General features: G+C 61.9%; 8 protein-coding genes. 2 read left to right on the top strand and 6 right to left on the bottom strand.

All coding sequences use genetic code 11. The features are described from left to right. Nucleotides 1-475: 475 nt before the first annotated feature. The 3 genes from purD to NW851_RS12680 all read right to left on the bottom strand — a co-directional run bounded on the left by purD (nt 476) and on the right by NW851_RS12680 (nt 4,449). A complete protein-coding gene (gene purD, locus NW851_RS12670) occupies nt 476-1,789 on the bottom strand; it encodes a phosphoribosylamine--glycine ligase (protein WP_414338981.1) in 1,314 nt (437 codons plus the stop codon). A gap of 111 nt (nt 1,790-1,900) precedes the next feature. Further along, a complete protein-coding gene (locus tag NW851_RS12675) occupies nt 1,901-3,091 on the bottom strand; it encodes a glycosyltransferase (RefSeq protein ID WP_414338984.1) in 1,191 nt (396 codons plus the stop codon). A 68-nt stretch (nt 3,092-3,159) separates the two neighbouring features. Beyond that, entirely contained in the window at nt 3,160-4,449 is a 1,290-nt protein-coding gene (locus tag NW851_RS12680; RefSeq protein ID WP_414338987.1) for an HD domain-containing protein, read from the bottom strand. A gap of 144 nt (nt 4,450-4,593) precedes the next feature. Here NW851_RS12680 and NW851_RS12685 point away from each other — a divergent pair, with 144 nt between their 5' ends. Further along, nucleotides 4,594-5,526: an SGNH/GDSL hydrolase family protein gene (locus NW851_RS12685; protein WP_414338990.1), complete on the top strand. Its 933-nt coding sequence runs from the start codon at nt 4,594-4,596 to the stop codon at nt 5,524-5,526. A 91-nt stretch (nt 5,527-5,617) separates the two neighbouring features. Here NW851_RS12685 and NW851_RS12690 read toward each other — a convergent pair whose 3' ends face one another. Then, a complete protein-coding gene (locus tag NW851_RS12690) occupies nt 5,618-7,462 on the bottom strand; it encodes a ribonuclease J (protein WP_414338993.1) in 1,845 nt (614 codons plus the stop codon). A gap of 221 nt (nt 7,463-7,683) precedes the next feature. Then, complete coding sequence (dapA, locus tag NW851_RS12695) at nt 7,684-8,604, bottom strand: 4-hydroxy-tetrahydrodipicolinate synthase (RefSeq protein WP_414338996.1); 921 nt, start codon at nt 8,602-8,604, stop codon at nt 7,684-7,686. A 274-nt stretch (nt 8,605-8,878) separates the two neighbouring features. Between dapA and NW851_RS12700 the strand changes: the two genes are divergently transcribed. Then, nucleotides 8,879-9,505 carry a nitroreductase family protein gene (locus tag NW851_RS12700; RefSeq protein ID WP_414335478.1) on the top strand — a complete coding sequence of 209 codons (627 nt, stop codon included), beginning with the start codon at nt 8,879-8,881 and terminating at the stop codon, nt 9,503-9,505. Here NW851_RS12700 and trpD read toward each other — a convergent pair. Further along, a complete protein-coding gene (gene trpD / locus NW851_RS12705; RefSeq protein ID WP_414335480.1) occupies nt 9,502-10,533 on the bottom strand; it encodes an anthranilate phosphoribosyltransferase in 1,032 nt (343 codons plus the stop codon). The two genes, NW851_RS12700 and trpD, sit on opposite strands and share 4 nt — an antisense overlap. Nucleotides 10,534-10,763: the final 230 nt, after the last annotated feature.

Raw genomic sequence — 10,763 nt, forward strand, 5'->3', positions numbered from 1 at the left:
GCTAGGCTTTGGCATGATTTGCTCCCTAGAAATTGTGAAGCAATACATCCAGAATCAGTCAGAGGGTGCTATCCATCTCCACCGTATAGACGGTGGGGAATTCCGCACCTTACGTTAAGCTCAGTTGTTTGAATGCACTTAGGCGAGACGATTCTCCAGTGCTTTGGGCCGCTGCAGGCAACTACCCCTTCTGCCACTGGAATGACCCCAGCCACTTGATGCGGGATCCCTCTTGGATAAGAGAGGGCCAGATCGTTGCAGGAGAGAGCGCCGACGGGGCGATCTCCGTGCTCGGGCAAAGCAGAGGGTTATTGTTGAGGAGCTTAAAGTAAAGTTGAGGTTTTGATACTATCATTGCAGTCTCGTTACCAGAGGAGCTAGGGTTTAAGCATCAAAGCTTTTTTAAAAACTGCTTTAGGGGCCCCGGAGAAGCGACCTCTCTGGGGCCCTACTTCTGCCTAGGAAGCTGAGGGGGTTACTGGGCGGGCAGCGCACCTCGCCGGACGGCAGGCCCGAGGGCGCGGCTGCCGATGTCGGAGCGGTAGTGGGCTTTGGGGAACTGCACCTGCTCCACAGCGGCATAGGCTTGGCGCAGCGCTTCTGCTAGAGTTGCCCCTTGGCCGGTAAGACAGAGGACACGCCCGCCGTCGCTGAGAAGCTGCTTGCCCACCTGGCGAGTGCCGGCATGGAACACCAGGGCCCCGGTGGCGGCGGCGGCCTCCAGGCCGGCAATGGGGATCCCTCGCTCGTAGCTGTCAGGGTAGCCGGAGGCGGCCATGACCACGCAGGCGGCGTAGCCGGGTTTCCACTTCAGTTGCACCTCGGCCAGCCGTCCCTCGATGCAGGCCAGCAGCACCTCGTCCAGAGGGTTTTCCAACAGGGGCAGGATCACCTGGGCTTCGGGATCCCCGAAGCGGCAGTTGTACTCCAACACATAGGGATCCCCATTGGGCGTGATCATCAGGCCGGCGTAGATCACCCCCTGGTAGCGGATGCCCCGCCGCTGCAGAGCCTGCAGGGTGGGATCCAGCACTTGGGCTTGGATGCGGGCCAACAGTTCTGGGGTTACCAAGTAGTCTGCCGGAGCGTGGGCCCCCATGCCGCCGGTGTTGGGGCCGGTATCGCCATCGCCAAGGCGCTTGTAGTCTTGGGCGGGCAGCAGCGGCAGGCAGATCTGGCCATCCGTCAGGGCCAGCACCGACACCTCTTGGCCGGCGAGAAACTCCTCGATCAGCACCTGCTCGCCCGGCTTGGCCAGGGCCGCCTCCAGAGCCTGCACGGCTTCTTCCCGGCTATGGGCAACGGTCACCCCCTTGCCGGCGGCCAGCCCATCTTTTTTGATCACCACCGGATAGCTGCCTTTGCCTGACGCAGTCCTTGCATCCAGGTAGGCCAGCGCCTCGGACAAGTCGGCAAAGCCAGCAGCCGGAGCCGTAGGGATCCCCGCTTCCTGCATCAGTTGCTTGGCCCAGAGCTTGCTTCCCTCCAGTTGGGCGGCGGCGCGACTGGGGCCGAAAATGGGCAGCCCCGCTGCCTGAAAGGCGTCCACAATTCCCGCCACCAAGGGCAGTTCCGGCCCCACCACCGTCAGGCGGATCCCTTGCACGGTAGTAAATCGCACCAGTCCCTCGATGTCGGTGGCCGCCAAAGCCACAGACTGACAGCGGGGCATCTGCTGCGTGCCGCCGTTGCCGGGGGCACAGTAGACTCGTGTAACCTGGGGAGACTGCAGCAGCTTCCAGGCCAGAGCGTGTTCCCGTCCCCCGGAGCCGATGACCAAAGCCTGCATGGTGCTATCCCACCTTTGTAAACACCTTGTCAACGCCGCTTGTTTATTTTGGGATGCTCCCCGAACATCCCCCATTAGACCATGTTCCCAACAGATTTCAGAGGATCCAGGCTAGTTTGACCCCAGGGGACGGCCCCGCCAAGTCCAGTTGCGCCCGCTGGTGGTGCGGATGGCAGAAGCCAAGATGATGGCTGCCGTCACCCAGCCTCCCACCGCCGTCAGCCACCAGTAACGCAGCGGCAGGTGGGCCCAACGCCATAGAAGCAGGCGGATAACCCCTTGGCCTAGGATCCCGGCCAGGCTGGCCGCCAAGACCTGCAGGGATCCCGTAGCCACAGCCAGGATCAACCCCAGCCAGGGCAGGCTGCAGAGGCTTAAGACAGTGACCATCGCCAACACGGCGAGGGCCCAGTTGCGCTCCAGGCCCAGGAACCAGTTTTTCGTCCACCCTTCCCAGAGGGCGGCTCCATTGGCGTACATGCGGCATCGCACCCGCGACCCCCCTAGGCAAATCTGCAAGCCCAGGCCAGCCGCTTTGATGCGCTGGGCCAAGGCCACATCCTCGATAACCACATTGGCCACGCCGGCGTGTCCGCCCACTTGCTCGTAGGCGGAGCGGCGAAACAGCATGAACGGCCCGAAGGCAAAGGCCTTGGGACGCTTGGGATCGTTGACGGCGGCAAAGTCGTAGCCTGCCGCCAAGATGACCATCATGATGGGCTGCACCAGCCACTCGGCCAGACAGCCGCACACCAACTGAGGCCCTACGCTTACCAAGCCGCTGCCGCTTGCCAGCAACTGTCCTAGGGTTGCTTCGATGGCAGCGGATCCCAGCCGCACGTCGCAGTCGAGAAAGAGCAGGTAGTCGGGGGGATCAGGCTGGGCGGCCAGGGCGGCAACGGCCTGGGCACAGGCCCAGTTTTTGCCCACCCACGTTTGACCCTGGGGGCGGGGATCCCCTTGGAGCAGGTGCAGCCGCGGATCTTGCCGTTCGGCGGCCAGGGCCTGGGCCAGCTCCCAGGTGGCATCGGTGGAGCCGTCGTCCACCAGCCAGACCTGCAGCGGGGCGGCGGTGCTGTCCAGGATGCTGCTCAGACAGCCCACCACATTCTCCGCCTCGTTGTAGGCAGGCACGATCACCGCCAGCCGCTCCAGGGCCGCTGCGACCTCTGCCGCTTGCTCCGGCAAGGGATCCCGCAGCCAGGGGGAAGCCCGCAGCGCCCGCCCCAGCCGCAGCGCCACCAAGGCAATCGCCAGGGCCGTTAGCGCCAACACCATCGCCAGGATCTCCTGGATTCCCACTCTTGCTTCCCTCTTTCAGATAAGGAACGGATTTTGCCCATGCCCTAGCCCTGGGATCTGCCAATCCTCTAGGCAGACAAAGCCCTCTCTACGATATCGCTGTAGGGGCGGGGGAAGATCAGCCAAACCTGGCTTTGCGTTTCCACCAGGGATCGCACCAGCGGCGAGAGCTGGGCAATTTCCACGTAGCCGTCCTCGGTTTTGAGTTGGATCCCTTGGTCGTAGAAGCTGTAGCCCTGGACATGGGCCGAGCGAATTCCCAAATAGCTTTCTGGATCCAAGCCATCTCGCTGCATCTTCTGGCTTAGAGTTGCCACCAGCTCTTGGCGTCGCTCTTCTGGCAGGCGGGTGATGTTGCGGGCCTTGAATAGATCCCGATCCAAATAGCGCCGCGCCAAATCGGCCAAGATGGGATCCTTCCCCGCCATGGCCCAAAAGCGAAAAGGGTAGCTGAACATCACATCGTCAGCAGCCAAATAGAGGGGCAAAGGCAGCTCGAAGGGATCCCCCTTTTGCACCGCCAGCGCCGCCCAACACCAGGCACTCAAGATGGGATCCAGCTCGATCTTTCCCTGGTGCAGGAGCACCTGGGCCCGCTTGAAGAGCCGCTCCAAAATAAAGCGGGCACACAGGCTCTTGGGGTGCTGGTACACCTGGGTGTACATGAAATAGCGCACCACCAGATAGTGCTCGATGGCTCCCAGGCCTTTGCGGGCGGGAATGGAGAGGGATCCCGTCTCCGGGTCGTAGTCCAACACCGTGAGGATGCGATCCAGATCCAGGTGGCCGTATTGGGCGCCGGTGAGCAGGCTGTCGCGCATCAGGTAGTCAAAGCGGTCGCAGTCCAGTTGGCTGGCAATAAGCTGCCCCACCAGCGGCAGGGGAAATTGTTTCTGCCACACCTGCTCCAGTTGGGCCGGCAGTTGCGGGTCAAACTCCGCCACCAGCGTGGCTATCTGGGGATCCTCCCGCGCGATGCGGGCCGTCCAGACCTCGTGTCGGCAGCCGAAGATCTCCTCGCCGGCATGGCTAAAGGGGGCATGGCCAATGTCGTGCAGCAGAGCGGCAACCAGGGTAACGGCGCGGTAGGGGCGCAGCTCCGGGTAGCGGCGGGCCAATTTGTCAAACAGGCGCCGCGTAACCTGCAGCACTCCCACCGAGTGGGTGAAGCGGGATCCCTCAGCGCCATGGAAGGTAAAAAAAGCGGTGTCCAACTGGCGGACGCGGCGCAGGCGCTGGAAGGCCGGGGTGTCGATGAGGCGAATCAGCAGCGCCTCGACCGGATCCCCGCCATCCAGGCTGATGGCACCGTGCAGGGGATCGTGGTAGGTGCGGGACTTGCAAAAACGCAGCGCCATACTCCCACCATACTCCCCGATTGGCCAATCTTCGGCTAGCTTGGCTGGGGGCTTCCCCCACCTCTGCAGCAAAGCTACCCCATGGGCTCCCCTACTTGGCAAAAGAGGCAAGCCCCCAGACCCGTTCGGTTGCTGCTGCTCTCTATGGCAATCGGGATGCTGGGGTGGGGGCTAACTGCTTGTTCCGAAGCCTCTGGATCTCCCCCCGCTGTTCTCATACCCAGCCCGCCCGCCCTCACCCGCTACGTTGCTCTGGGAGCCAGTGATGCCGTTGGCTTCAACGCCTCCATCTCCTGCGATGGTCCAGCCAACGCTGCCGGCACCCGCCCGCAGCGCTCAGAGCCGCTGGACTGCCCCAACGGGACGGGGTATGTCCCCCGCCTGGCCCGCCTGCTGCCCGGCCCGGTGGAGCTGATTAACTTGGGCCGCTCAGGAGCGGTACTCAGCCCAGCCATGCAAGCCCTGCGGGAAGGGATCCCGGCCAACCTGCTCCAGGATCAAGTGCCGCGCATCCCTCCCGACGCCACCCTGATCACCCTCTGGGTGGGCGGCAACGACACCAACGCTATTGTCTTCGCGGCAGCCCAACGGACTCTGCGCGGCGAGGATCCCTTGCCCTTTGTTGAGCGCCAGATCCAACAATTTGCCGCCGACTACCAAACCCTGCTGCAGGCGGTGCGGGCCCGTGCTCCCCAAGCTCGCCTGGCGGTGGCCAACCTGCCCAACTTCGCCCTGATCCCCCTGGGGCAGCAGCAGCCCAGCAGCCTGCGGCAACTGCTGGCTTGGGTCTCCGTCGGCCTCAGCCAACGGGCCATCAACCCCTTGAGCCAAGAAGGGATCCCCGTGGTGGATCTCCTCTGCGATCCCCGCTCCTACCGCCGCGAGTCTTTCTTCCCCGGCCCGCTGGCCGATGGCTTTCACCCCAACGACCGGGGATATGCCGACCTGGCCGAGGCCTTCTTGAGGATCCTGCAGCAGCCCGTCCCGCCCCAGCGCCGCTGCCCACCCTTTAGCGAGGTGGGATCCCTCCCCTCAGCAGCAGAAATCTCCTGGCCACTAGATCCGCACTCCCTCTAGGGTGCCGCGCCGATGATGCCTCTACATCCCCGCTCCTCTCCCGTAGCAGGAAAGAGGCGCTGGAGTCTTGGGAAACCCCAGCAAGCCGGTCTTAAGAAGCCGCCACCGCCGCCGAGGAGCGCCGCCGTCGTCCCAGGGCCAGCCGTTCCTGTTCCGGCTGGGCTTCCCCAACTGGCAGAGAGGTGACCGGCACAGACTCCTCTTCAGGCGACTGGACAAAAACCAGCACCGTCGGCTTGCCGGGCAGTTGTTCGCGGACAAAGCGGCGCACCACCCGCTCTACCTCCCCCTTGAGGCCGGCCCAGTCGATCTCCAGCCTGCCCCGCTCCAGCGAGCGGGCAAAGCGCGGCCAAGCTTGCTTGAGGGTGTCCTCCAGCAGGGGTTTTAGGTCGGATCCTTTAAAAGAATTGCCCTCACCCGCCAGGCCCAAACTTTGCACCTGCGGCGTGCAGAGCAACTGGCCGCTGCCATCCAAGCTGATCACTACCGTCACCATGCCATCTTTGGCCATCTGCTGGCGCTCCTGCAGCATCTCGTCCATGACCACCCCATCGTGGGAAGCGGCGATCATCTGCAGGCCAGAGGGGACGCGGCCCGTGACAGCAATGCGTTCACGGTTGACCTCCACCACATCGCCGTTGCCGATAATCACGATGTTTTCCCGCGGGATCCCCATGCTCATCGCCGTTTCGGCATGTTTGACCAGCATGCGGTACTCCCCGTGGGTGGGGACAAAGAACTTGGGACGGGTGAGGGCGATCATCAGCTTTTGATCTTCCTGGCAGCCGTGGCCAGAAACGTGCAGCCCCTTGTCCTTGCCGTAGATGACATTGGCCCCCAGCTCCATCAGCTTGTCGATCACCCGCGTTACTGCCAGCGTGTTGCCCGGGATCGGGTTGGCCGACCACACCACCGTGTCTCCCGGCTTGATCTGCAACTGCGGGTGCTCGCCATTGGCAATGCGGGTCAGAGCAGCCAGCGGTTCGCCCTGGGATCCGGTGGTAAGGATGATCACTTTGTCGTCCGGCAGGCTGTTGATCACGTGCATCGGCTGCAGCGTTTCGTCCTTGCAGCGGATGTAGCCCAGGCGCCGCGCGTGAGCCACCACGTTCAACATGGAGCGGCCCAGCAAAGACACCACCCGGCCCTGCTGCTCGGCAATCTGCAACACCAAATTGAGGCGATGTACCGAAGAAGCAAAGGTGGTGATGATCACCCGCCCCTTGGCTCCCGCAATCGCCTTGGTGAGACCGGGCAGTACAGAAGCCTCGGAAGGGGTAAACCCCGGCACTTCGGCGTTGGTGGAGTCGCTAATCAGACACAGCACCCCCTTTTCCCCATGCTCGGCCAGCCGCTGCAGGTCGAAGCGCTCCCCATCCACCGGGGTATGGTCGATCTTGAAGTCACCGGTCTGGATAATGACACCCACCGGCGTGTGCAGAGCCACCGTAAAGCTATCGGCAAAAGAGTGGGTGTTGCGGATGAATTCGGCAAAAAAGTGCTTGCTCAAAGGAACGATTTCGCGGGGGGCGACGGGGCGCAATTCTGTGCGGTTCAATAGCCCCACATCGCGCAGTTTCTCCTCCAGCAAGGCCAGCGCCAATCGGGGGCCGTAGATGACCGGAATATCAAATTCTCGTAGGTGATACGGGATCCCGCCGATGTGATCTTCGTGGCCGTGGGTAACCACCATCCCCCGCACTTTGTCACGGTTTTGCTTGATGTAGGTCATGTCCGGCAGCACGATATTCACGCCGTGCATACCCTCCTCTGGAAAAGCCAAACCGGCATCCAAGAGGATAATGTCATCCTCGTAGCGGAAGGCCCAGGTGTTTTTGCCGATCTCCCGTTCGCCACCCAGTGGAATCATCTGCACGGAAGAGGTGGTTTGTGGAGTCACAGAACGAGAAGCAACCGAAGAACGTGATGTTGGCATATGAGCTTAGATCCTCAACAGTAAAAAGCAAAAACAGAAATTGGCGCAAGCCATTCCCGACCCAGCTGTGGGTGAAAGCTGAACTCAGCCGCCACAACTCATCCATTTCCCAAAGGGGGAAAGAGCTTTTCAGGGAAAAAGCTACTTACCCACAGGTCAAACGCCACAAAAGAACTCCCTGCAAACCCCGGTCATAGCGGAAGTAAAACCTCAAGGTGCCATCATGAAACTTTCGTCGCCATTTGCTCAGATCCCTTCGCTTCAGCCAGTAGGCCCATCTCTTCAAGCACCTGTCGCAAAACTTGCCGAGAACTGGGCTGCAGCGGCGCTAGGGGAAGACGCGCCCGACCCACTCGCCAACCTTGCATCTCCAGCGCTGCCTTGACCGGAACGGGGTTGGTCTCGACAAATAAAACCTTGAACAACGGAAACAGACGCAAATGGTGAGCCAAAGCTTGGTCGTGCTGCCCTTTGGCGTAGCTCTGAATCAACTCCTGCAGTTGTGGCCCAACCAGGTGACTGGCTACACTGACCACGCCACTGCCTCCCAAAGACAAAATCGGCAGGGTCAGGGAGTCGTCTCCCGAATAAATAGCGAAACGGGAGGGAGTAAGCCGCCGAATTTCTGAAGCCATTTCCATTGTACCACTGGCTTCCTTGATGGCGACAATCGTTGTCAATTCTGCCAATTTTGCCACTGTTTCCGGCTGCAGGCTCACCCCCGTCCGTCCGGGAATGTTGTAGAGCATGATGGGCAGGTCACTGGCCTGGGCAACGGCCTTGAAGTGCTCGTAAAGGCCGAGCTGGGTAGGCTTGTTGTAGTAGGGCACCACCTGCAGAGAGCCGTCCAAGCCCAATTGGGCAGCCTTGCGGGTGGCTTCGATGGCCTCGCGGGTGGAGTTGGAGCCAGTCCCGGCGATCACCTTGGCCCGACCGGCCACAGCATCTCGCACCACGCGGAACAGTTCGTACTCTTCTTGCCAAGTCAGGGTGGGAGACTCGCCCGTAGTGCCACAGACCACCAAGCCGTCGCTGCCGTGGGTTACTAAGTAATCGGCCAAACGAGCGGCCTCATCGTAGTTGAGCTCCCCCTCATCGGTGAAGGGGGTAACCATGGCCGTCAGCACTCGACCGAAGTTCACCGATTGCTTCTCCTCATCAACCTCACCAATCCAACATTTAACCCCAGGATCCAGACCAGACCGGGTTACTTCTCCATCATACCTGCCTTTGCGTCAGGGATCCCGCTCGCCTGCTCTGCCAAAGCCCAACTCATGCCTCACCCGGTTGCCACAGGCCCAAAAAAAGGAGATAACAAAGAAGGCAGACCGTTTGAGCACGGAATGTATAGCATTTGCCAATCTTGCCTCCGCCTTTGGGGGCAGCAGCCTTTGACCGACACCTCAGAGGATCCCTATGGACGCCCTAGCCGCCCTGAAAGAGCGGATTTCCGCCGACAGGTTTGATCCCAGCCGTCGTCTATCGGAAGCGGAGATCCGAGAGCTGGTTGCCTATGCTACGGAAGCCCCCTCTTCCTTCAACATCCAGCACTGGCGGTTCGTTGCCGTTGCCGATCCCGAGGACAAAGAACGCCTCAAGTCCCTGGCCTACAACCAGCAGAAAGTGGCGGATGCGGCGGTGGTGTTTATCATCTTGGGGGATCTGCGGGGGCATGAGAAGCTGCCTGAACTTGTCCAGAGAGCCGTTGCTGCCGGGATCCTCTCTCCTGATCGGGCGGAAGGCTGGGTGAATATGGCCCAAGCCACCTACGCCAACAATCCCGCTTTGGCGCGAGATGAGGCGATTCGCTCCGGGGCGCTGGCGGCCATGGCCTTGATGATCGCGGCGCAGGCGAAGGGGTTAGTGAGCGGGCCGATGATCGGCTTTGACCCGGAAGGGGTGAAGCGGGAGTTCGGCATTGCCGACCGCTACGTGCCGGTGATGCTCCTGGCGGTGGGCTACCCAGCTCCGGGCAACTTGCCCCGCAAGCCTCGCCTGGGGGTGGAGGAGGTGTTGGCTTTTGGGCGAGGGCGGGAGTTTTAGGAAGCCAGAAAATCGACCAATTTTTGCAGGCGATCCCAGGCGGCGCCGCTGGCAAGGATCTCCCGCGCTCGGGCAATTCCGGATCCCCAATCGGGAACAGCTCCCGCCACCTGCAGAGCCAAAGCGGCATTGAGGGCCACCACATCCTGCTGGGCAGGTGCTCCGGATCCCTGGAGGACGCGGGTGAGGATGGCGGCATTTTCCGCCAAGTCTCCCCCCTGGAGAGCCGAGGTGGGCGCAGGTGTGAGATCGTAATCTCGTGGGTTCAAGACTTCTGTGCGCAGGGATCCCTGGGAGAGCAGGCCCAGATCCGTGGCCCGCTCCAGCCCAGCCTCGTCGAGACCTTCCCGGCTGTGCAACACCACGGCTCCTTCCCGTCCCAACAGGCACAGGGCCTCGGCCATCACCGGCACCAGCTCCGGCGCGTACACCCCGATCACCTGGCGGTTGGGGTAGAAAGGATTGACCAAGGGCCCCAACAGGTTGAAAATGGTGCGAACTTTGAGGGCCCGCCGGTAGGGGATCACCGCCCGCATGGCCGGGTGCCAGTGAGGCGCAAACAAAAAGGTGATGCCCACTTCCGCCACCGCCGCCCGCACCCGCTCTGGCTCGGCGTTGAGGTTCACCCCCAGGGCCTCCAGCACATCTGCCGAGCCGACTTTGCCAGAGGCCGAACGGTTGCCGTGCTTCACCACCGGGATCCCGGCTGCACTGACCACAAAGGCCACGGCTGTAGAAATGTTAAACGTGCCGGCTCCATCGCCGCCGGTGCCGCAGGTATCCACCAACAGGGGCAAGTCCAGCGGGGATCCCAGCGAAGCCCGCTGCAGCACCCGCGCCATTCCGGCCAGTTCACCGGCGCTGACCCCCTTGGCTTGCAGAGCCGCCAGGATCGCCCCCGACACCACATCCGGCACTTGGTTCTGCAGCCAGCCGTTCATCAACTGTTCGGCTTGGGCTTCGCTCAGAGATTGCCGATCCAGCAACTGTCCCAAAAGCTGTGGCCAAAGGTCAGCTGTTTCCGTCATGGGTGGGGATCCTGGATGTCAGTGGGCATGCAAACGTATCGGCCCTCTCCGTTACTTGCTTTACATGGGTCGGGCCAGGCCAATGGTTAGTTTAGTATAGTGGGCCTGACCTAGGCCGGCTACCGCTCCCAGCAGAATGGGGGGCTCTGCTTCGATGAACTACCCCACCGCGCAGGCGGGTGGGGTTTCCCCATCCGCTTTACGGCGAGATTTTTGTCTCTTCCTCTGCC

Source organism: Synechococcus sp. H55.7 (assembly GCF_047462395.1).
Classification (GTDB): domain Bacteria; phylum Cyanobacteriota; class Cyanobacteriia; order Thermostichales; family Thermostichaceae; genus Thermostichus.

Bases quoted from the DNA above. Each gene is read 5' to 3' on its own strand.
- NW851_RS12700 (WP_414335478.1), top strand. From the start codon at position 8,879: ATGGACGCCCTAGCCGCCCTGAAAGAGCGGATTTCCGCCGACAGGTTT.
- NW851_RS12680 (WP_414338987.1), bottom strand. From the start codon at position 4,449: ATGGCGCTGCGTTTTTGCAAGTCCCGCACCTACCACGATCCCCTGCAC.
- purD (WP_414338981.1), bottom strand. From the start codon at position 1,789: ATGCAGGCTTTGGTCATCGGCTCCGGGGGACGGGAACACGCTCTGGCC.
- trpD (WP_414335480.1), bottom strand. From the start codon at position 10,533: ATGACGGAAACAGCTGACCTTTGGCCACAGCTTTTGGGACAGTTGCTG.
- NW851_RS12690 (WP_414338993.1), bottom strand. From the start codon at position 7,462: ATGCCAACATCACGTTCTTCGGTTGCTTCTCGTTCTGTGACTCCACAA.
- NW851_RS12685 (WP_414338990.1), top strand. From the start codon at position 4,594: ATGGCAATCGGGATGCTGGGGTGGGGGCTAACTGCTTGTTCCGAAGCC.